Origin of the sequence: Staphylococcus sp. HMSC036D05 (assembly GCF_001836225.1) — a bacterium.
Taxonomy (GTDB): Bacteria; Bacillota; Bacilli; order Staphylococcales; family Staphylococcaceae; genus Staphylococcus; species Staphylococcus caprae.
In genome coordinates this window covers 67,883-89,995 of sequence record NZ_KV827773.1, presented here as the reverse complement: position 1 = coordinate 89,995, position 22,113 = coordinate 67,883, and the positions used below count along the sequence as shown (strand labels likewise).

Annotated in this window: 20 protein-coding genes; all 20 read right to left on the bottom strand. The window is 35.0% G+C overall.

The annotated features are described in order from the left end of the window. Positions 1-63: 63 nt before the first annotated feature. Complete coding sequence (gene nrdG, locus HMPREF2580_RS01000) at positions 64-597, bottom strand: anaerobic ribonucleoside-triphosphate reductase activating protein (protein ID WP_002444494.1); 534 nt, start codon at positions 595-597, stop codon at positions 64-66. Then, positions 594-2,444, bottom strand: coding sequence for an anaerobic ribonucleoside-triphosphate reductase (gene nrdD, locus HMPREF2580_RS00995; protein ID WP_070830086.1), 1,851 nt, complete (start codon positions 2,442-2,444; stop codon positions 594-596). The genes nrdG and nrdD overlap by 4 nt, the downstream gene beginning before the upstream one ends. 213 nt (positions 2,445-2,657) lie before the next feature. Beyond that, on the bottom strand, positions 2,658-2,948 hold the full coding sequence (locus tag HMPREF2580_RS00990; protein WP_070830085.1) for a hypothetical protein: 291 nt from the start codon (positions 2,946-2,948) through the stop codon (positions 2,658-2,660). A gap of 196 nt (positions 2,949-3,144) precedes the next feature. Then, positions 3,145-3,921, bottom strand: a complete 777-nt coding sequence (locus HMPREF2580_RS00985) for a CHAP domain-containing protein (protein ID WP_070830084.1) — start codon at positions 3,919-3,921, stop codon at positions 3,145-3,147. A gap of 404 nt (positions 3,922-4,325) precedes the next feature. After that, complete coding sequence (locus HMPREF2580_RS00980) at positions 4,326-5,552, bottom strand: ArgE/DapE family deacylase (protein ID WP_070830083.1); 1,227 nt, start codon at positions 5,550-5,552, stop codon at positions 4,326-4,328. A gap of 176 nt (positions 5,553-5,728) precedes the next feature. After that, complete coding sequence (cysC, locus tag HMPREF2580_RS00975) at positions 5,729-6,328, bottom strand: adenylyl-sulfate kinase (protein WP_070830082.1); 600 nt, start codon at positions 6,326-6,328, stop codon at positions 5,729-5,731. 21 nt (positions 6,329-6,349) lie between these two features. Further along, complete coding sequence (gene sat, locus HMPREF2580_RS00970; RefSeq protein WP_070830081.1) at positions 6,350-7,528, bottom strand: sulfate adenylyltransferase; 1,179 nt, start codon at positions 7,526-7,528, stop codon at positions 6,350-6,352. A gap of 23 nt (positions 7,529-7,551) precedes the next feature. Continuing rightward, positions 7,552-8,451 (bottom strand): sulfite exporter TauE/SafE family protein, encoded by a 900-nt coding sequence (locus tag HMPREF2580_RS00965; protein ID WP_002444510.1) that lies wholly within the window; start codon positions 8,449-8,451, stop codon positions 7,552-7,554. Between the two features lie 20 nt (positions 8,452-8,471). Continuing rightward, a complete protein-coding gene (locus HMPREF2580_RS00960) occupies positions 8,472-9,083 on the bottom strand; it encodes an NAD(P)-binding protein (RefSeq protein WP_070830080.1) in 612 nt (203 codons plus the stop codon). Between the two features lie 112 nt (positions 9,084-9,195). Beyond that, positions 9,196-9,972: a uroporphyrinogen-III C-methyltransferase gene (gene cobA, locus HMPREF2580_RS00955; RefSeq protein WP_070830079.1), complete on the bottom strand. Its 777-nt coding sequence runs from the start codon at positions 9,970-9,972 to the stop codon at positions 9,196-9,198. Positions 9,973-9,992: 20 nt separating this feature from the next. Further along, complete coding sequence (cysI, locus tag HMPREF2580_RS00950) at positions 9,993-11,711, bottom strand: assimilatory sulfite reductase (NADPH) hemoprotein subunit (protein WP_070830078.1); 1,719 nt, start codon at positions 11,709-11,711, stop codon at positions 9,993-9,995. A 19-nt stretch (positions 11,712-11,730) separates the two neighbouring features. Beyond that, the gene (locus tag HMPREF2580_RS00945) at positions 11,731-13,596 is read right to left on the bottom strand and encodes an assimilatory sulfite reductase (NADPH) flavoprotein subunit (RefSeq protein ID WP_070830077.1); all 1,866 of its coding nucleotides are present in this window, start codon (positions 13,594-13,596) and stop codon (positions 11,731-11,733) included. Positions 13,597-13,869: 273 nt separating this feature from the next. After that, positions 13,870-14,601, bottom strand: coding sequence for a phosphoadenylyl-sulfate reductase (locus HMPREF2580_RS00940; protein ID WP_070830373.1), 732 nt, complete (start codon positions 14,599-14,601; stop codon positions 13,870-13,872). A gap of 211 nt (positions 14,602-14,812) precedes the next feature. Then, positions 14,813-15,307 carry a glutathione peroxidase gene (locus tag HMPREF2580_RS00935; RefSeq protein ID WP_070830076.1) on the bottom strand — a complete coding sequence of 165 codons (495 nt, stop codon included), beginning with the start codon at positions 15,305-15,307 and terminating at the stop codon, positions 14,813-14,815. Positions 15,308-15,319: 12 nt separating this feature from the next. Beyond that, positions 15,320-16,663, bottom strand: a complete 1,344-nt coding sequence (locus tag HMPREF2580_RS00930) for a dihydrolipoyl dehydrogenase family protein (protein WP_070830075.1) — start codon at positions 16,661-16,663, stop codon at positions 15,320-15,322. A gap of 16 nt (positions 16,664-16,679) precedes the next feature. After that, complete coding sequence (locus HMPREF2580_RS00925; RefSeq protein WP_070830074.1) at positions 16,680-17,120, bottom strand: MarR family winged helix-turn-helix transcriptional regulator; 441 nt, start codon at positions 17,118-17,120, stop codon at positions 16,680-16,682. A gap of 181 nt (positions 17,121-17,301) precedes the next feature. Then, entirely contained in the window at positions 17,302-18,030 is a 729-nt protein-coding gene (locus tag HMPREF2580_RS00920; protein ID WP_070830073.1) for a zinc-ribbon domain-containing protein, read from the bottom strand. Next, on the bottom strand, positions 18,030-19,352 hold the full coding sequence (locus HMPREF2580_RS00915; RefSeq protein WP_070830072.1) for a PrsW family glutamic-type intramembrane protease: 1,323 nt from the start codon (positions 19,350-19,352) through the stop codon (positions 18,030-18,032). The genes HMPREF2580_RS00920 and HMPREF2580_RS00915 overlap by 1 nt, the downstream gene beginning before the upstream one ends. Positions 19,353-19,694: 342 nt before the next feature. Then, on the bottom strand, positions 19,695-20,816 hold the full coding sequence (locus HMPREF2580_RS00910; protein WP_070830071.1) for a 5,10-methylene-tetrahydrofolate dehydrogenase: 1,122 nt from the start codon (positions 20,814-20,816) through the stop codon (positions 19,695-19,697). Then, complete coding sequence (locus tag HMPREF2580_RS00905) at positions 20,813-22,000, bottom strand: 5,10-methylene-tetrahydrofolate dehydrogenase (RefSeq protein WP_070830070.1); 1,188 nt, start codon at positions 21,998-22,000, stop codon at positions 20,813-20,815. Before HMPREF2580_RS00905 ends, HMPREF2580_RS00910 begins: the two co-directional genes overlap by 4 nt. Between the last annotated feature and the right edge of the window lie 113 nt (positions 22,001-22,113).

Genomic DNA, 22,113 nt, shown 5'->3' with positions numbered 1-22,113 from the left:
CCTGCAGGCGTGTCGCCATCAATACTTCGTATATTTTTCAAAATTAGACTTTCACCCGCTTCTTCAAGACACATATTCAATAATGCCGTCATGTTGTAACGAATCATGAACGTTGATGACACGCTGATTTAACGATCCTTTATATGGCAAATTAGGCTTATAAAGTTGGTACATAAAAAGCCCATCTACTAATACATCAGTAAGTTCAAGTAATTCTCGACGTTCATCTGTTTGATGCTTTAAATATTCAAAAAGAAACCCAGTCCATATCCAAATTGTTTTACTGTGTCCGAACCGTTGTCTAAAAGCACGGGCAATGCGTAACGTAATATTTAAGTTACAAAATGGTTCTCCACCTAAAATACTTAATCCTGAAATATAGGAAGGCTCACAATTCTCCAATATTTCCTCTAAAATATCTTCTGAAAATGTTTCACCATATTTAAAATTTTGTGCCTTCTCGTTATAGCATTTTTTACATTGAAAAGGACAACCAGAAACATACACACTACAACGGACGCCTTCACCATCAACAAAACTGTGACTTTCAATTTTCGCGATATGATTCTGTCCAGTTTTAATGTCTAATAGACTCATGAGCGTGGTTCCTTCATATGTTTGACTCTTGCGCAAATTTCTTTCTGACGTCCTTCGATGACAGGTCTTTGAACAGGATTTCCTAAATAGCCACATGTTCGTTTAACAACATCGACAGTTTTAGGGTCGCTATTACCACAATGTGGACATTTATAACCATTTTCAGTCGTTTCAAAATCACCGTCATAATCACATTTATAACAATGATCAATTGGTATATTTGTTCCTAAGTATCCAACTTTATCGTATGAATAGTCCCATACTGTTTCTAAAGCTTTGAGATTATGGTTCAATTTAGGATATTCACAATAGTGTATGAAACCTCCACTAGCGTAGTAAGGGTAATCCTTTTCAAAATCTAACTTCTCAAAAGGTGTGACATCTTTACGTACGTCGTAATGGAATGAATTCTGATAGTAACCTTTGTCAGTGATATCAGGTATGTCACCAAAACGTTCTCTATCTAATCGACAGAATCGGTCTGTTAACGACTCACTTGGCGTGCTATAAATACTGAACCAAATATCATATTTCTCTGTCCATTCGTTCTGATAATGTTTCATCTCTCTAAGGATATCTAATGTAAACGTCTTAGCTTCTTGATTACTTTCCCAATCTGGTCCGTAAAACATTGTAGCTGCTTCATATAAGCCTATGTAACCCATTGAAATCGTAGCACGTTGTTGCTTAAATAGTGCGTCTACGTCTTCTGATGCTTTCAATTTGTATTTAAATGCACCACTTTTGTATAAGATAGGCGCATTATTAGGTATCGCATCTTTTAAACGTTCAATTCTGTACACTAACGCATCATGCATGAGTTCCATTCTTTTTTCGAAAATATCCCAAAACATATTCATGTCACCATTAGACTCAATAGCAATTCTTGGAACATTCAATGTAACGACGCCAAGGTTACAGCGTCCATTATTTTCAAAATGACCCTCAGCATCTTTCCAACTAGGTAAGAATGATCGACAACCCATCGGCGCTTTGAAATCACCTAATAACTCAATAAGTTTATCGTAATTGAGAATATCAGGGTACATACGTTTCGTAGAACATTCTAGTGCGAGTTGTTTAATGTCATAGTTTGGGTCAGTAGGATTAAAGTTAACACCTTTCTTTATTGAAAATACTAGTTTAGGGAAAATGGCAGTCATACGATCTTTACCAAGTCCTTTAATTCTTGTACGTAAAATAGCCTGTTGAATTTTACGGCTTAATTCATCTGTCCCAAGTCCAAATCCTAATGTTACAAACGGTGTTTGTCCATTTGAAGTATAAAGTGTATTGATTTCATACTCTAAACTTTCAATCGCGTCTCCAATGTCTTTTGTAACTTGTTTATCTACGTAGGCCTCTAATTTATCCGGTTGAACAAATTCTTGAGCTACTTTACGGTGATGTTGTGCGTTAAGTTGAGCATATGTACTTAATAATTCGTCTACACGGTCGACTGTACAGCCACCATACTGACTACTAGACACATTTGCGATGATTTGAACAAGTTGTGCTGAGGCAGTTTGTATTGATTTAGGAGAAGTGACATGTGCGTTGCCTATTTCAAATCCATTTTCCAACATATCTTTCGCATCAATTAAGCAGCAATTCGTTAGTGGTTGAAAAGGATGATAATCTAAATCATGGAAATGTATATCTCCTGACAAATGTGCTTCGGCAACTTGTTTAGGAAGTAAATGTTCGAGTGCATAGGACTTTGATACAGTGCCTGCTGTTAAATCTCTCATTGTTGAGAATGTATTACTATCTTTATTTGCATTTTCATTTAATATAGTAGGATCTTTAGTAATTAATCGAGTTAACGATTGCTCTAATGTCGTCATTTTTATCACCTTTCTCTATATATAGTATCTATTTTTAAAATATAACACTATATATAGTATTACAATGAATAACCTAGTCGTTCACAGAAACGTCACAAAGAGTTTAACTTTTAGTGAACTATATGTATGACGAATAGATTGTTGCAGACAATTAAAAAATGCCCTAACAAATGACAATTAATTCAAGTGTTAGGACATTCATATTTGTTTAAATTATTTATTTTTATCTTCTATATTATGATTATGAGCAAATTTATCTTTAACCTTATCAGCTTCATGATGTGTTTTGTCTTTAGTTTGATTTTCTAATGTCTCTGTTTCATCATCTGTATGCCCTTTTGCCATTTCAAGATTCTTCTCCGTATTCTTACGTTTTTCGGCTTTTGAACGTTTATCATAAGCACGTTCTTCATATACTGAACCTACCGTTAATATGAGTATGACGGCAATTGTAACAATGATGATTACTGCTAATATTATCCACATCCAAATATTAAATTCCATGCGATTTCACCATCCTCAACACTTTTTAGTTAGTTTAATGCTATTCTTAGTTGTGTTTTTCCCTTAAATAACGTGTTCAATCACATAAGACTATGTATTGTTGATGGCTATTTTAATTTTCGAAACTAATAGCAAAAAAGCCACGAACCTCTAACGATTCGTGACTTCAATATTAAATATATTTGTGGATACAAAATTATGAAATATAGTTATAAGAGCTTGCTTGGCTAGCTGAAATTGTACGTGTAGATACAACACCAGGTCCGCCGTTATAGTTCATTTCAGATACTTTTACTGAACCGTCGCTGTTTACATTTTCAACATATGCAACGTGACCGAAAGCACCTTGTGATGTTTGCATTACCGCACCTTGTTTAGGTTTGTTATTTACTGTGTATCCGTCTTGTGCAGCTGCGTTAGCCCAGTTATTAGCGTTGCCCCATGTAGAACCGATTTTACCGCCTACTTTGTCAAATACATAATAAGTACATTGACCTGAAGTATAAAGGTTTGAACCTGAAGATGTTTGACCTGAGAATGCAGCTGATGAATGGTTTGAAGATTGTTGTGTTGGTGCAGATTGTGTAGTAACTTTAACGTTTCTATCTGAAGTTGAATAGCTTGCACCTAAACCTCCGCCATTGTTGTTTGATTGATATGATTGAGTTTGGTTATTATTTGAACCATTGTAATTGTAGCTATAATAATTATTTGAATTATAGTTTTGAGTACCTTGGTTAGCATTTGAGTAGTTAGCGTTATTTCCTTGTTGAGCTTGATTAGGGCTCCAGTTACCTTGCCAATTGTAGTGATAATTACCTTGTTGATCAATTGTATAAGTGTAGCTGTATGAATAAGGATCATTAGGGTTATATCCGTTATTGTTATTTTCCGCTGCATCTGCATCATGTTGCATGAAACCGAATGTTGCAATACCTGCTGTTGCGATTGTAGCTGTAGCGATTTTTTTCATTTTTAATATCCTCCTAAATTTTGTATATCTTTAACTATCTCGTGGCTACCTTCAATTTTCTATTTGCAATATCATTTTAATTTTTCTTCGTTAATTAACGACAAGACACACTCTAACAGACACACAACCATTTGTGGGCGATGTTAATGCTTTGTAAATGAATCATAATAATGTAACGCTTTCTTGTAAAAATGATGTTTGATTTTTACAGAATATAATTTGCTTTCATGACAGGAGTTATAGCATTTTATTCAACAATGTTGCACGAACTGTTGTAATTTATCTGATAATTTTACAACCTTATTTTTTCATAAAAAAGAGGTGAAACTTACGTTCCACCTCTTAAGAGTTAATCATCTTTTTACTATACGTATGACTATAATACATTGCCTTCATGATTGTTCTTATTTACTTTTATCTTCTAGATATTTCACAAACACATCTTTATATAGATCAATATAGTTAAGATATGTATCTTTTTCTAAATATTCATCTACTTGATGTGCTTCAAGTGGTACACCAGGTCCGAAAATTGCAAAATCAACATCATCTTCGCGATCTTTTAATAAATTAGAACCGTCTGTTGTACCGATTAATGCGCTGACAATCATTTTATCATCTACATAATCAGGACCAATGTTTGCGATACATTTGACTAACGCGTTGTCCTTATCACTTTTTACCAAACTATTATCGCTTGGCACTTCGAAAGTTAATCTATCCTCATCTACTTCTTTGATGACATCTTTAAATAACTTCTTCACAAATTCGTTATCATATTCCGGTACAGTTCTAACATTATATTCTATGTAGGCATGTCCAGGAACTGAATTAAACTGACTTCCACCATTAATAATGGAACCAACCATTGAAAATCCTGATACAATATTTTCTTGTTCCTCAGTTAACGGATCATCAAGAAGGCTATTAAACATTGGCGCTACATCTAATTCATGTTTTGTATCTTCTTTTTTAATATCTTGATACTTGTTTTTCATTTGATTCACGAAATCAACAAGCGTATCTATCGCACTATCACCTAAGAATGGCACTGAACTATGCGTTGTTTTACCTTTCGCTGAAACTTTACAATCCATTGAACCTTTGTGTGCGTAAAATATCATACTTTTTGTAGGCTCGGCGATGATGAGACCATCTACATCGTCCATGTACCCTTCTTTAGCAAATAATTTGGCACCTTCTTGCTCTTTTTCTTCTCCTGTTGTAGCTAATAAGCGTATTGTACCATCTTTTAAAGCATCTTCTTCTTTAAGCTCAATAAGTGAAATGACAAGTGCTGCAAGGCCACCTTTCATATCACTCGTTCCTCTACCATACAATTTCCCATCTTTTTCAGTGAGTTCGAACGGAGGATACGTCCATTCATTTTCATCTCCACTTGTCACAACATCCATATGACCACTTATTGCTAATACTGGAGAACCACTTCCAATTTCAGCTACGATATTTGCTCTTTTATCGTTTACTTTTAAAATATTTGAATCAATGTCGTGCTTTGATAATAACTTTTGTAGATACTGGCACACTTCGATTTCATTATCATTTTCTGTTCGAATCTCTACCATATCTGCCAATATTTGTAGTTTTTCTTCTTCACTAAATGTACTCATTTCATCACTACCTTTTTTGTTCTTCATTTATTTCTTAACAAAATACAGCAATGTTAAACATTATATAATATGATGAAAAAGTAGTATTAGTTTTAATAGATCACTAGTGTATGCATGGCAATGTTTTCACTGGAAATCGATTCAAATCGATCATGCTAACTAAATGTTTCAACCTTTTAAAGATATCGATGTGCTTTAAGATAATGGATGACGCGATCTACGGATTCTTCAATTGTCTCATTTTCCGTATCTAGAATAATTTCTGGATGTTCTGGAGCTTCGTACGGTGCGCTAATTCCTGTAAATTCAGGTATTTCTCCAGCACGTGCTTTCTTGTATAATCCCTTAGGGTCACGTTTCTCACATTCTTCAACGCTACATTGTGTATAGACCTCAATAAACTCATCGTCTTCAAGAATTGCACGAACGTTATCACGATCTTCTTTATAAGGAGAAATAAATGCCGTAACGGTCAATGAACCGGCATCTACCATTAATTTGGCTACTTCTCCAATACGACGGATATTTTCAGTACGGTCTTCAGGACTAAAACCTAAATTTTTATTTAAACCATGACGTACATTATCCCCATCTAAACGGTATGTTTGTTTCCCTTCATTGAATAATGCTTTTTCAAGAGCGACGGATACGGTTGATTTACCAGACCCAGACAATCCAGTGAACCATATCACTGCGCTTTTATGGCCATTACGATTTTGTCTTTCTTCTTTCGTTACTTCTGAATCATGCCAAGTAATATGATTAGATTCACTCATGTTATCTTTCCCCTCTATTTATTATTTTTGTTGTAACCCTTTAATAAGCACTTCAGCAACTTCTGGTCTAGAGAATTCAGGAGGTAGTGATTCACCATTACGTAACTTTTCTCTTACTTTTGTACCACTTAGATGCAAATGTTGCGATGCATCATGAGGGCATGTTTTAGCAGTTGCCATATTGCCACACGTTTCGCAATAAAATGCATGTTCAAATTTTAATATTTGAATATCTAATTCATCTTCAAATTGAGAAATGAGTTCTTGTGCCTCGTATGTGCCGTAATAATCACCTACACCCGCATGATCACGTCCTACAATGAAATGTGTACATCCATAATTTTTACGTACTGTCGCATGAAGTATTGCTTCACGGGGTCCTGCATAACGCATAGCTGCTGGATAAATCACTAAACGTGCTCTATTTTCCGGGAAATAATTCTTAAGAATAGCTTGGTAACTTTCCATACGTACATCAGCAGGGATGTCATCAGATTTTGTTTCTCCAACTAGAGGGTTTAATAATAGACCATCCACGATTTCTAACGCTGATTTTTGAATATATTCATGGGCACGGTGAACAGGATTTCTTGTTTGGAAGCCAACGACTGTTTTCCATCCTAAGTCATGAAATAACTGTCTTGTCTCAGATGGATCTAAATGATAATCAGAAAATTCATCATGTTTAGGACGATTCAATAATTGTATAGGTCCTGCTAAATAAACATTTCCTTTTTCATATATCTTTTTCACACCTGGATGTGCTTCTTCAGTTGTTCCGTATACTAACTTCGCTTCTTTTTCTTTATCATATGTGTACTTTTCTTCTAATTTTAAAGTACCGTATAATTCTCCATCTTCACCGTATAAGGCAACATGCTCTCCAATTTCTAGCTGATCCGCTTCATCTTCAGTTACTGGAAGTGTGATGGGAATACTCCAAACTAATCCATTTTCTAAATGTGTGTCTTCAACCACTGCCGTGTAATCCACTTTGTTCATAAACCCTGTTAAAGGACTAAATCCGCCTATACCGATCAATTCTAAATCTGATATACTCCATGGATTTAACGTGATTGATTTATAGGATGAAGCTTCTTTGATTAAATGTTCTCTTTCTTCACCTTCGAGTACTCGATTAATTAATTCTCCACCATGTGGTTTGATTGTATAATTGATTACTTCTTCATTATTAGACATCGTTTCATAACCCCTTTATCCAATTAATTATATTTGTTTACTCGGCTTTTCTTGTAAGAAAAAGACAATAACTTGTTTCGAACCATCTGAACAATGAGTAGAACAATGATTGACGCAAGAATAATAAATCTAACTGTATTTGAAATTGTTGCATCTTTAACGAAATAACTTAATAATGCATTACTATTTGTGAATATAATTAAACCACCAACACAAATAGCTAAAATATTTATAGGTAAAATTTTAACTAAATAAGCAGAAATCGGAGCTGCAATCATTCCACCAACACTAAGCGCAATGACAGCAAACCAATTAATTTGCGTTAAACCTAAAAATATAATAAAGCTTAATGCAGCAGAAGACGTGACAAAAAATTCACTCGCTGAGACTGTACCAATCGCATAACGTGGTTGAATCTTCTTACTTGAGAGCAAAAGTGGCGTATTGACTGGTCCCCAGCCGCCACCACCTATAGCATCTAAAAATCCAGCGATCGCGCCTTGTGGAATAACTTTGAAACTACTTAAATCTCCAACATGTGTATGATGTTCATGTGTTCTTTTAAATAGGAATTGATATAAAATGTAGAACCCCATACTTAATAAAAATAATGCAATGAACGGTTTAATATAATCACCATGAATAAATGTTAAAACACCCGCTCCAATAAATGCGGAAATAGAACCAGGTATCGCAAGCTTTAACATCGTTGGCTTATGAACATTTTCGAATTTCCAGTGAGATGTTCCTGAAGCTGCAGTAGTTGCAATTTCTGAAAAATGAACCGTAGCGGAAACTACTGCTGGTGCGATGCCGTAAGTTAGTAGTATAGATGACGACGAAGCACCGAATCCCATACCGAGTGACCCGTCTACAAGTTGAGCTAAGAATCCTGCAATTGCGAATATTAATACTTTGCGCATATATTATACGCCCCCATTCTTCATTTGACTTGTGATTTAAGCCATCGGATGAATTCATGTTGCTTAGTCTCATCTAAATATTTTTCTGATAAAATTTGTTCAAGTAACGCTTGTTTATCAGATGGCTCTATTCTGAGTGCTTTAATGTATTGTCTACTTTCATATAAAAATTGAACGTAATCCGCGTAATCTTCGGTGTATGTATGTTCTAAATTTTTGATAATACGTTGGCCTAATTTCGGGCTTGCTCCTTCAGTAGAAACGCCAATCGTTAATCGGTTTCTTTTAAAGATATTGGGAAACGTTACATTACCTAATTTGGCTTGTCCTGCATGATTAAATAATGCATGTCGAGGTAATGCGCGCATCACCTCTTCATTTACCTTCTGATCATTAGTGGCTGCTATCACAAAGTCTGCATCATCAATATCTTGTGGTTCAAAGCACTTATTCGAATATGTGATACATTTTGTTTTAACCAGTTGTTCAATGGTCTCAGTTAAGGTTGGACTTACCACGTGAATCAATGTCGCATAATCTAATAATGTTTGAACGCGTCTCGTGGCGATTTTACCCCCGCCCACAATTACGACTTTCTTATCTGTTAAATCCAACATTAATGGCATATTCACGTTAAAGCCCTCCTGAAAGTTTATAGTATTCATCTTACTATTTTTCTTCATTTTCTGAAAATTAATATTAAAACAACGAAGGATTGATTCAAATCAGCATACGATTCAGATGTTACTTTGTCGATAAACTCAGTGACATTTCAGCTTGATCTGCTTGTTCTCTAAACCAATTAATCTTCTCTCTCATATGAACAACATCGCCAACTATAATGATAGCTGGATTTTTAATTTGGTGTGACTTCTCTACAATAGTACTTAATGTACCTGTAACTGTTCTTTGTTGTTCTGATGTTCCCATATGAACAAGTGCTACAGGTGTATCAATTGAACGACCGTGTTTAATCAATAATTGACAGATTTCAGGAAGTCGTTTCACTCCCATATACACACATAAAGTTTCAGGTCCATTAGCTAGGTGTTCCCAATATTGTTCTTTAGTCATTCCTGTTTTATTCACTGCAGTTACGAACGCCACTGACGAACTAAAGTCACGATGCGTAACAGGAATGCCTGCATATGCAGGTGCTGCAATGCCAGAGGTAATGCCTGGCACAACTTCGAAAGGAATATTGTGATTTGCTAGCTCTTCTGCTTCCTCGCCACCTCTGCCAAAGACAAAAGGATCACCACCTTTTAAGCGTGTAACTGTATGCCCTTTTTTAGCTAAAGCGACCATCATTTTATTCGTCTCTTCTTGAGGTAAAGCATACCTGTTAGGGTCCTTACCACAGTATAAGAATTTGGTCGAGGGTGACGCAAATTCTAAAATTTTCTTGTTAACAAGACGATCGTAAAGTATGACGTCAGCCTCTTTGATGGCTTTTAACCCTTTAATCGTTAATAAATCAGGATCACCAGGACCTGCACCAACTAGAAATACCTTGCCCATATCAATCACTCCCCTTTAGATTAGCTATGGAAGTCTCGACCATCGTGAACTTTCGCTACGACACCTGAACGGATAACGAAGTCACCAAAGTGTTCGCCATCTAAGCGCTCTTTTCCGTAACTTATCAATAATGGACGTAAACTATTTAGAATTTCATTTTCATCAATATTTTCTTTATACAATTTATTAAGACGTTCGCCTTTGAAGCCACCGCCTAAATACATATTATATTTGCCTGGGGCTTTTCCGATAAATGCAACTTCCGCAAGCGCTGGACGCGCACAACCGTTTGGACAACCTGTCATACGGATTGTGATTTCATCGTCTTGTACACCCGCTTCGTCTAATAAGTCTTCTATCTTAGAAATAAGTGATGGTAAATATCTTTCAGATTCTACCATCGCTAACCCACAAGTTGGGAAGGCTACACATGCCATAGAATTCCTACGTAATCCAGTATAGTTCTTGCCATCAGTCAGACTATATTTATCTATAATAGCTTGAATTTCATCTTTTTTCGCTGGTGTTACATTGGCGATGACTAAGTTTTGATTAGGCGATAGTCTGAAGTCTCCTGTGTGAATTTCAGCTATCTCTCTTAATGCTGTTTTCAATTGATAATCTTCAGTATCTTTGACACGGCCGTTTTGGATAAATAAAGTAAAATTCCAATTACCGTCCCCTTCAATCCAACCTAAACGGTCACCGTTATGTTCAAATTCAAAATCACGTACCTCTTCAATCTTCCATCCTAAACGACGATTCAATTCTTCTTTAACCCACTTTTCTCCTAGTCGATCAACAGTATATTTGAAACGTGCGTTTTTACGATTTTCACGATTACCATAATCACGTTGAATCGTAAGTAATTTTTCGCAGACCTCTACAGCACTCTCCTTAGGAATAAAACCAATCAGTCGACCAAGTTGAGGGTATGTGTTTGTATTACCATGCGTCATACCCATGCCTCCACCAACAGTGACATTGAACCCAACTAATTCGCCGTTATCCACGATAGCGATTAATCCGATATCTTGAGAATACACGTCGATATCATTTGAAGGTGGTACCGCAATACCGATTTTGAATTTACGTGGTAGATACGTGCTGCCGTATATCGGTTCCTTTTCCACACTAGAATCTAAAACTTTCTCACCGTCTAGCCAGATTTCATGATAAGCACCCGTGCGAGGTAAGAGATGATTACTTATATGAGTGGCGTAATCATTCACTTCCTTATGCACTTGAGATTGATAGGGATTCGGATTACACATAGTATTACGATTCACATCTCCACATGCAGCGATAGAATCTAGCACAGCGTTATTAATTTCTTTCATTGATTGTTTTAAATTACGTTTGAGAATGCCGTGGAATTGGAATGCCTGTCTCGTCGTTAATTTAATCGTATGATTGGCATGGTTGTTTGAAATTTCATCCATGGCTATCCATTGATCTGGTGTCGCTTTACCCCCGGGAACACGCACACGAATCATAAAACTATATGCTGGTTCTAATTTTTGTTTACGTCGTTCATCTCTTAAGTCTCTATCATCTTGCATGTAACTTCCGTGGAACTTTAATAGTTTCGCATCATCCTGTGAAATTGCGCCCGTAATAGGATTAGCAAGACCTTGTTCAATTGTGCCACGTAGAAAGTCACTATCGGCTTTTAAATATTCCATTTCATCAAGATTGTTACCAAGTTCTTCTGAAATTTGCTTATTTGTTTTAGCCATGTATCCCCCATCCTTTCAATTAATACACGTCTCGTTGATATCTCTTATCTCGTTTCAATTGTTTTAAATATTCTTCTGCATCTTCTTCAGATAAGTTTTGTTCTTTCATTAATACTTCTCTAATTGCTAAGTGAACATCTTTAGCCATTTTGCTTTCATCACCACAAACGTAGATTGCACCGCCATTCTCAATCCATTGATTAAATTGTTCACTATTTTCAGCAATCTTATGTTGCACATACACTTTTTGGTCTGTATCTCTTGAAAATGCCACATCCAACTTAGATAGTGTTCCATCGTTTAACCATTCTTGCCATTCTGTTTGGTACAAGAAATCAGTTGTAAAGTGTTGTTCACCGAAGAATAACCATGTATTACCTTTAAATCCTAGTTCTTCACGTTCTTGCATGTAAGATCTAAAAGGTGCTACGCCTGTACCAGGACCAATCATAATAACTGGGGTTTCTTCATTTTGAGGGAATTTAAAGTTCGGATTACGTTTCAAGTAAATTGGCACTGTGTCTCCTTCTTGAATTCTTTCAGCAAATTGGACTGAGCATACCCCTGTACGATCTCGACCATGCGCATTGTATCTGACAGCTCCTACAGTAATGTGCACTTCATCAGGCGTTGCCTTATAACTACTAGATATTGAATATTCTCTAGGTGGTAACTTTCTCAATAATTGATACATATTTTCTGGCTGTAAATCCGTTGTAGCAAAATCATTTAATAAATCGATTAAGTCGCGTCCTTCGATATAATTTTGAATCCACGCTTTATCTTGAACTTTCTCAGATAGCTCTTCATTGTCGAAGAAAGTGGCCGCATTCTCTATTAACGGTTTCGTTAATTTCGTAATTTCAAAGTGTGATGTTAATGCTTCCTCAAGATTAAGTGTGTCTCCATCATCATTGATTAATACTTGAGTATCTGGACTCCAACCTAATGTACTGATTAATAAATCAACAAGTGCTGGGTCGTTTTGAGGTAAGACCACCAGACAGTCGCCCGGTTCGTATTCTTCACCAAAATTATCAAGTAGTAATTCAACATGTCTTGTTTCTTTATTCGAACCTCGACCGTTTAAATTAATATTCGTCAAAACTTCAGCATCATAAGGATTGGACTTAGAGTATTTCTTCTCCTTTGCGGACTTTATTGATTCACTCACCACTTGTTCACTATCTGTATCAGCTGGCGTAGAATCTATGGCATTGATGACATTTGCCATCCACTTTTCAGCGTCTTCATCATAATCCACATCACAGTCGACGCGGTCATAAATTCTTTCCGCACCAAGTTCTGCAAGGCGATTATCGAAATCCTTACCTGTTTGACAGAAGAATTCATATGTCTGGTCACCTAAAGCTAACACTGAGAATCGCACACCATCTAATTTAGGCGCTTTACGACCATGAATATATTCATGTAGTTCAACTGCGTTATCTGGTGGATCACCTTCACCATGCGTTGCTGTAACGATAAATAGGTCTTCAACTTTTTTAAGATCTTTCGGTTTGAAATCATCCATAGACTTGAGCGTGACTTCGTTTCCAATATCTGATAAACGTTCTTCAAAAATTTCTGCTAATCCTTGTGCATTACCTGTTTCAGATCCATAAAGAATGGTAATCGAACGTTTCTGTGGTATAACTTCAGGCTCTTTCTCTTGCAACATCTCTTCCGTTTTCTGTTCTACGGATGGTGTTGAAGAAGTTGTACCATTAAGAGAGGTTTCTCCATTTGCAACATTCGATTGTTGATTTGCTATAAGGTAGCCACTCAACCATACTTTTTGGTCTGGTGTTAAGGTTTGGAGTAATTCATTAATCTGTGATGCTTGCCCTTCAGTAAAGGGACTATTAGTGACACTTAAGTTCAATCATATACACCTCTTATCTATAATATCCCGATATTTTGTTTACTCTATATTTGAAAATGAATTTGCAATATCGTCAATTCTAGTATGTACCAAATATTCTCTACAGTAAAACAAAGAAAATAAAGCATTGTGTCGGACAATGAGTATACATGAGCCACCGAGAATGTTCTTCGTTTATCATTTCAAACATCATACTCACATAGTCAAAATGCAACCTATTCTTTATACCTTATCGGAATACTAGGTTTTAATTGTAAAAAATTTTATTTACCTTTATGGTTTGTCAGCAACATGTAATCCGCATTCTGTTTTCTCGAAGTTAGACCATCTTCCAGCACGTGAATCATTCGAGTCAAATACAGGCGCAGTGCATGGAATACAGCCGATACTAGGATAATGCTGATCATGTAATTCATTGTAAGGTAAGTCATTACTCTTGATGTAGTCCCAAACCTCGTCTTCTGTCCAATAAATTAACGGACATACTTTAACTGATTTAAAACGTTCATCTTTATTAATAAAATCTGTGTTAGCACGTATTGGTGATTGAGCACGTCTTAATCCAGAAACCCAAGCTACAGCTCCAGATAATACCTCTTCAAGTGGCTTTATCTTTCTGATATAACAGCACTGGTTTGGATTGTTCTTCCATAAGGCCGGATTATATTTTTCAGCCTGCTCTTCTATTGTAAGTTCTGGTTTCTTCATTTTAATGCGAAGTTGTGGATATTTGTCTCTCACTCTATCGATTAAATCATAGGTTTCTTGAAAATGTAGATCAGTATCTAGAAAAACGATTTGAGCATCTGGTTTAATTTGAGAAATTAAATCGATGAGTACCATACTCTCTGCACCGAAACTACAAGAATAAACAATGTCGTCACCATATGTTTTGTACGCCCAATTTAATATTTGATAAGCGCCCTTTGTTTCATCGTCAGTATTGATAGCGTTAATAAATGGATCGCCCGTAAAACTTTGATAAGTAATCTTATCGACTGAAATCAATTTATGGTACCCCCTTATTCATAAATTTATTCAATTATATTAATTCCTATCTGAATTGTCAGAATAATTATGTTTTATACTTTAACTACTTTTATATTGAAAGTCAAGATGAGAGTGTAAATATTCATGATTAATTTTTAGAAAATAAATAAAAAAATTTCCTTCAAAGCGTCATTCAATTCAGAACGACTTTGAAGGAAACTTATCGTTAATCTTTGTATTCATTTAATAATTCTTTGATGTGTGCTTCCATTTCTTCTGGCTTATCAAATGGTAAATATTTTCCTACAACTTTACCATCTCTATCAATGATAAATTTAGTGAAATTCCATTTGATTGGTGAACCAAATAATCCTGGTTTTTCACGTTTCAATAAAGTATATAAAGGATGTTCATTTTCTCCATTCACATCAGTCTTTGAATGAATTGGAAATGTGATACCAAACTGTTGTCGATACGTGTCGTATATTTCCTCTATCGACCCCGGTTCTTGGTTGTCAAAGTTGTTGCATGGAAAGCTTAGAATGACTAAGCCCTCTTCTTTATAATGTTGATATAACGTTTCTAGTCCTTCAAATTGATCACTTAATGCGCAATTAGTTGCGGTATTTACAATAATTAGAACTTTTCCTTTATATTTTTCTAAAAAGTAGGTAGAGCCATCATAATTTTCAACTTCTATATCATAAACATCCTTACTCATTGAGATACACCTCTACATCATTGCGAATTTTAATAAATCAATAACGCCACTAGATGCTCCAGGGAAAGCAAAAATATTTTGATTTAATTCTTGAGCTGTCATTTGTTTATTAATAACAAATACTAATAGATTGACTAAATCATTTGCATCATTACCATAAATTTCTGCACCGACTAATCGTTGATGACGATCTAATACTATAGACATTTCTGCTTCAGTTTCATTTTTATATTCAAACACCATCTGTTTACCAAACGGAATATCTTTAACAGTATAGTCATCACTCTTTTGAGCCTCACTTACTGTGACACCAATTTGAGACAATCTTGGCAATGAATATAATACTGAAGGAATTGCTGGATATTGAATTGCATTCTGATCTAATCCAAGAATATGCGCAGCGATATAATTAGATTCAAATGTTGCAGTTGGAGTTAGTTTAGGAATCGTTTTGTCAATTACATCGCCACTTGCATATATGTTTTTCACATTTGTTCTCAAATAATCATCGACTTTTATACCTTTATCGCTAAATTCAATGTTTACATTTTCTAAACCTATCTCTTGCACGTTTGGTTTTCTTCCTGTCGCATCTAGTACGTACTCTGTTTCAATAGATAACCCAGATTCAGTCGTCACAACAAAATGTTGTCCGTCTTTTTTAACTGATTGAGTATTTTCATTGAAATAAAATTGTACGCCTTCTGATTTTAGTTTTTCAATTAATTTATTTACATGAGATGTGTTAAAGCCTTTTAAAGGTTCATTTGAATGATGAATCACATTAACTTCAACACCTGATTTAATCATGATAGATGCGAATTCTATACTTATGATACCCGCTCCAATAAAAGTTATACTTTGGGGTAGAGATTCCATTGATAAGAAATCACGACTATCATACGTGAGTTCTTTCCCTTCAATATCTAATTTATTACTATGCTGACCTGTAGCAACCACAATAAAATCTGCTTGGATTTGATTACCTTCTACATCGATGGTATATTCATCCATAATTTTGCCTTTTCCCATAATGACATCAATGCCTTGTTGCTCAAACATTGATTTAAGGCTACCTGACATCGGGTGAATCACTTCTTTTTTATAATCCATTAAATTTTGCCAATTCACGGCGAGGTTTTGAGTGTTAATGATATTTGAATATTGTTTCGCTTCTTCTAAGACTTCGTATGGCCCTTCAAGTAAAATTTTGGCATTACAGCCATAGTTAGTGCATGTTCCAGCAATTGTATCTTTCTCAACAATCGCAACAGATTTACCAAATTGTTTTAAAGTTAATGCGGCATGCCATGCTGCGTGTCCACTTCCTAGAAATACAACGTCATATTTTTTCATTTTCCTCATCCTTTACTTATTTTTGTATGAGTGCTTTGAGTGTGTGTTCTAGTTCGTCGAATACTCGTTTGGTTTCATCATATTCATCTATATTAAACTCTTTTGGTAAACAACGAGATATGGCTGCGAATACAGCATCTTGTTGTTGATGACCTTTGTGAGTAAGCGAGACAATTAATTGTCTTTTATCCTCTTGCGCGCGTTCTCTTTTAACCCATCCTGCTTGTTCGAGTCTTTTTAATAGTGGTGTCAACGTGTTACTAGATAAATCTAATTGTTGGCCAATGACATTCAGTGGTTGTTCATCCTTTTCCCATAAAACTAATAACACGAGATATTGTGAATAGGTTAAACCAAATTGCTTGAGTTCTTTCTCGTAAAATTGTGCAAATAAGCGACTTACATTATATGCGGAAAAACATAGTTGATTCGCAAGTCCTCTGTATTGTTGATTCACACATTCACCTCTTTTCAATCGTGTGCGATTGATTGCATTCTATTACATTGTGTAATGCAAATCAAAAATTCTGCATAATTGTATGCCAAATAAAAAAAGAGTTGCTTTCGCAACTCTTTGCAACTTTTACTCTTCGAATGATACTGCTCCTCTCAGCCATCGCATCAATACTGATTAAAAGTTATATTTGATCAACATTTTCGATAACAGAGACTTTCCCATCTTTAGTGTTAACTAATACTGAGAAATCATTATCTTTATTACTGTCATAAATTAATTGGTTGGTTTTTCTTTCATCTGGTTCGTTGTATGTTTGGATAAATTGATCTTCCGACACATTACTTGGTGCTATACCAACTTGAACAACTTCATCATTTTCATAAGCCACTGCCAAGTTGCCATATGTTTCATAATTATAATTTGAACCCTCTACATTTCCATTAGATTTACCAAATTTATCTTCTACTTCTTTACGTGTCATACCTTTGTATATACCGTGATATCCACGTGTCGAAGCAGATTTCATATAATTTTTATCAAAATCGCTACTAAAGATATCAATGCGAGGACCTTTGGAAGTTGAATCACTTTTACTTTGCGAATCATTCGAATCCGTTTGAGTCGTTTGTGTTGATTCTGCTTCTGTATCATCATTCTTAACATAATGATTATAGGCGTAATACCCACCATACAGAACTGCGGCAATTAATAAAACAAAGATGATAGATAACAACACAATCCACCCTGTGGGTTTCTTCTCTTCTTTCTGTTGATATAGTTGATAATTTCGATGATTACCATTCGATTGAGGTGAATGATTTTGATTCGATTGTTTAATATGCGTTCCACATTTATTACAGAATGATTGTCCCTCTTTCAATTGATTTCCGCAATTCGGACAATATTTCATTACGCTTCACTCTTTTCCGTTAAAAAATACGCTTCCCTAAGTTTATTTACTTGAGTTAAACCTGATTTCATTAAAATAAATACGAGTAACCAAGCAATAATAATTAATAAGATCATTTTAAGATTCATGCTTCCTAAAATGGTAATATCTGTATCCCAAATACAATGTAAAATTACTGAGGCAAAAAAGAAGAACAAGAAACGTTTATCTAATATATTGCTCCACTCAAATTGACGTTCTCCTTTAGCTATAACAACTGCAGCACCAACAATAGCAGCCCACACTAAGTGTCCACCTAAAGATGACCATCCTCTTAAGACAATGACATCAGTCATCGCACTTAAACTATCTACAGATTGCAACCCTGAATTAAGTATGTAACCAGCTGTCTCGAACACTGCAAATCCCGCTCCTATAGAAGCGCCTACTAATAAACCATTTAAAATTTTATTTGTTTTTAAATAATTGATAAATAAAATTACTATAATAGCTTTCCCAATTTCTTCAATTAAACCAACTAAAAATGCGTCTCTAATCGTCATGATGCCATAATATTGAAATTCGTCACTAAACGTAACAAAATTATATAAAATGATTGTACTGATTAAAGAAAAGACACCACCAATAAAGAACATTTTCATAACATCAAAAATGCTGATATTTTTAAATGCATTGGATTCAAAAAAGAAAATCAAACCGGAAATAGGAACTGTTAAAGCACCTATAAATATCATCCCTGGAATACTGTTCTCATTTCCAAGAACATTAGTTAACACCCATAACACACCAAAAGTAATAGCTAAAGCTATAAACACTCTAGAAAATACCCATGGCTTACTCCATTCTTCCGAAACTTCGCTTATATGAGGCGTTGTGTTTCGTGTACCTGCAATGAATACTTCATCTGAATCATTTTTATTGTGATGTTTAAAAACTTCAGAGAACATGTCTCTCAAGTTTAATTTTAAGCTTTCATCATTTCCAGCTAATTTCCCTATAGATTTCGTTGTACTATTAAATAAATTTTTAGCTTCCTCAGTAAAATTAATACTCTCGGTTGCTTCTTTCTCAATGTGATTATTTGTGTTTGAATAATTTGTTGCAGCTATACTCGAATTTATTTGTGTTTCTGATTTTTCAATTGGACTACCACAATTCATGCAAAATTGATCATTCTCCCCGACAACTTCAGAACATGCTGGACACTTTCTTTCTAAATTATTTTCAGAATGATTCTCCCCATGCCCCTCAGTTTTACTTCCACAATGGGCACAAAATTTATCATCCTTTTGAATGACTCCTCCACAATTTGAACATTGCATAACCAACCCTACTTTCATTTTCTCTTTAAAATAAGTTGTTACACAATATTTTAAATTATTTTTTATAAAAAATCTATACTCTTAATAGTTTAAATTACTCTTATTTACCTTACTTCTCCTATTTAAATGTAAATATTACACTTCAATATCAGTCATTAAAATCTTTATACATATAAATATAACCACTCCAAACATTTTTAGGAGTGGTTACTTTTTGAATTACTTCGTATTGTTTAATCTATTCTGTTTGGTCTCAGCCAACATCTGTGACTCACATTACGCTCTCAGAAATCTTTTAAAAATACTTCAATTGCATTTAATTATTCATTAAATTTTTTCTATTTATTTTTCATCATAATTATCTTCATAGCGAATGCGTTGTCGATAGCCATAGGTACTTTCTTTAATTAATTGGTCATTTAAAAGACCTGCACCAATGGCACCTGCAACTGTTGAAATGGAAGCTGCAAACCAAGGAATACTTAGATAAAGGTCTGGACCAGCGGGACCTTTGAGACTTACTTGTTGACCGAGGAAATCAGCTGGTAGTAATACAAGTTCGGCAATTAAGAATAACAAGTAAAGAATAATATAGTAGATGATAATTGCGATGACTAGAGTCATGACTGTTGTGGCATTATATAGCCAAGTAATGCGTTTATTGTTGCTCTCTTTGATAGATTCCCATAAATTGTGTGACATCATTATCCAAATAAGCATGCCGATAATCGCTATAATTGAAATACCAAATAAACGCCACATTGAAAAACTATTTGCCATTTGCCACATTGTCGTAAACACTAAACCAAATGCGCCAGTTGTAAAGGCAATCGCTACGATATTACTTAAACTTGCCATCATGTTTAATGGATTGTTCGCGAAAGTCATCCCACTGACAAGTCTAAACATACCTCTAGAACGTGAATCAGATAAATATCTTAAATGGTAAGAGTCTGTCTCTTCTAAATATACTTTTGTTTTACTAATTTTCGAGAGAGGAAATTGTCTACTAACAGAAGTTTCAATTTTGTTATTATCATCATAATTACGATCTACATTTTCCGCTTCGTGTAATTCTTGAATGATGCTTACTATTGCTTGTTTAAATCTTTTCTTCACAGGTCGCCATCCAAATGCAGGATATGAAAAGATAGCAGCGCCGTTGTACATATTAATATCCAATGCCATCACTTGATGTTCAGCAAACATCGGCAAATCTGTGATGGAAATAACGTAATCCCATTGACGTTTATCATGATAATCTGCAACTTTCTTGAAAATTTCATCTACAGATTCTGCGAAACCAGTTAACGGATCAGTGACTAAATCAATCGTCCATTCCTTCTTATTGTTGTACTGTTCGGAAAGTACGTCTGGTAGTTCTTGGATTAAACTTTCACCTAACCGTTCTGTGACACCAGGTGCTACAACAAGACCAATTGTTATTTTTTCTGTTTCTGTCATGACTCATCCTCCTCTCTGTGTCCTTGTTTTTTGCCTTCATATTGCTCATCTTTATTTTCATTACTAGATGCTTGTTGTTCCACTTTTTGATGAGAAACATCTTGAGATTCCTCTTGTTGCTCTTGTTCTTGTTCAGCTTCTTTATAACGATGATATTGTCGATAAGAATACGTAATACGACGTATTTTTTCTTCATTTTCAACTGTGGAACCCATAGCACCTGCTAATAAGCCTAATGATGCGACAAACCAAATCAATCGCAGATAATTCGTAAATGTGAACTGTGCTTTAGCGCTTGTCCAACTATTAAATAAATCGACAGGAACAAATAATGTAATACTAACCGCTAGTAAGATATATAAAATGAAATAATTGATAAGTGTAATCATACTTAAAGTGACGAGTGTCGTTGAATTATAAATATAACGATACACACGTTGCGACTTAGCAGTCTTTCTCTCCAATAGCTGATGCGCATAGAAGAGCCATCCTGCCATTCCTACTATGGCAGTGACCATCAATAATATTAATCTGAACGGTGAATAGATGACACTTAACTCCCATGGCATGGAGAAGATAGAAATATAAGTTCCTGTCGCAAAGGCTACAGATATAATCTTCTTAAAGTTAAATATATTCTTCCACGGTTGATTTGCACGTGTCAGACCCGCAACGAGCTGTATCCAACTCATAATAAACAACGTATTAATATAGCGCTCTTTAGATGATTCATCTTCTTCAGGTTCAACTGCTTTCATACGTACAAATGGATGAGGCGCATTTTTACTTTTTGGTCTTTCATAATAAAGTTGTTCAATCAAAGAAGTTACCGTTTTGATCAATTTACGTTTTAAATCAATAACGCCAAGTGATGGCAAAGATAACATTGCCACTTGTTTCTCACTATTATAATCACTGATAACGACTTTATTATCAGAAATACTTGGTAAATCTGTTAAACAAATGACATAATCCCATTGATGTTGCTCTTTGAGTTTTGCAGCTTTATCAACACTTTCATGCACATCCTCCGCTGAACCAATCATCAAATCTACTTTAATATCAAAGTTCCAGTGATTGTCCCCGTCAATACGTTCAGTGAGTAGTTTCTTTACTCTTGGTATTATTTTCTTCGCATGTTCATGCGCAACACCGGGTGACGGTATGATGCCTACTGTATGCATGTGTTAGTGAACCTCCTTTCGTTTTCATTTTCAGGAAAATTAAATTTAATATAACTAAAGTGTACGTCTACGCCGATTGATACGGGTTTCAACGCACACTTGTGTTCATTCAT

What these genes read in the sequence shown, in the direction of transcription:
- nrdG (WP_002444494.1), bottom strand. Translation starts at nt 597, where the DNA reads ATGAGTCTATTAGACATTAAAACTGGACAGAATCATATCGCGAAAATT.
- nrdD (WP_070830086.1), bottom strand. Translation starts at nt 2,444, where the DNA reads ATGACGACATTAGAGCAATCGTTAACTCGATTAATTACTAAAGATCCT.
- HMPREF2580_RS00990 (WP_070830085.1), bottom strand. Translation starts at nt 2,948, where the DNA reads ATGGAATTTAATATTTGGATGTGGATAATATTAGCAGTAATCATCATT.
- HMPREF2580_RS00985 (WP_070830084.1), bottom strand. Translation starts at nt 3,921, where the DNA reads ATGAAAAAAATCGCTACAGCTACAATCGCAACAGCAGGTATTGCAACA.
- HMPREF2580_RS00980 (WP_070830083.1), bottom strand. Translation starts at nt 5,552, where the DNA reads ATGAGTACATTTAGTGAAGAAGAAAAACTACAAATATTGGCAGATATG.
- cysC (WP_070830082.1), bottom strand. Translation starts at nt 6,328, where the DNA reads ATGAGTGAATCTAATCATATTACTTGGCATGATTCAGAAGTAACGAAA.
- sat (WP_070830081.1), bottom strand. Translation starts at nt 7,528, where the DNA reads ATGTCTAATAATGAAGAAGTAATCAATTATACAATCAAACCACATGGT.
- HMPREF2580_RS00965 (WP_002444510.1), bottom strand. Translation starts at nt 8,451, where the DNA reads ATGCGCAAAGTATTAATATTCGCAATTGCAGGATTCTTAGCTCAACTT.
- cobA (WP_070830079.1), bottom strand. Translation starts at nt 9,972, where the DNA reads ATGGGCAAGGTATTTCTAGTTGGTGCAGGTCCTGGTGATCCTGATTTA.
- cysI (WP_070830078.1), bottom strand. Translation starts at nt 11,711, where the DNA reads ATGGCTAAAACAAATAAGCAAATTTCAGAAGAACTTGGTAACAATCTT.
- HMPREF2580_RS00935 (WP_070830076.1), bottom strand. Translation starts at nt 15,307, where the DNA reads ATGAGTAAGGATGTTTATGATATAGAAGTTGAAAATTATGATGGCTCT.
- HMPREF2580_RS00930 (WP_070830075.1), bottom strand. Translation starts at nt 16,663, where the DNA reads ATGAAAAAATATGACGTTGTATTTCTAGGAAGTGGACACGCAGCATGG.
- HMPREF2580_RS00920 (WP_070830073.1), bottom strand. Translation starts at nt 18,030, where the DNA reads ATGAAATATTGTCCGAATTGCGGAAATCAATTGAAAGAGGGACAATCA.
- HMPREF2580_RS00915 (WP_070830072.1), bottom strand. Translation starts at nt 19,352, where the DNA reads ATGCAATGTTCAAATTGTGGAGGAGTCATTCAAAAGGATGATAAATTT.
- HMPREF2580_RS00910 (WP_070830071.1), bottom strand. Translation starts at nt 20,816, where the DNA reads ATGACAGAAACAGAAAAAATAACAATTGGTCTTGTTGTAGCACCTGGT.
- HMPREF2580_RS00905 (WP_070830070.1), bottom strand. Translation starts at nt 22,000, where the DNA reads ATGCATACAGTAGGCATCATACCGTCACCCGGTGTTGCGCATGAACAT.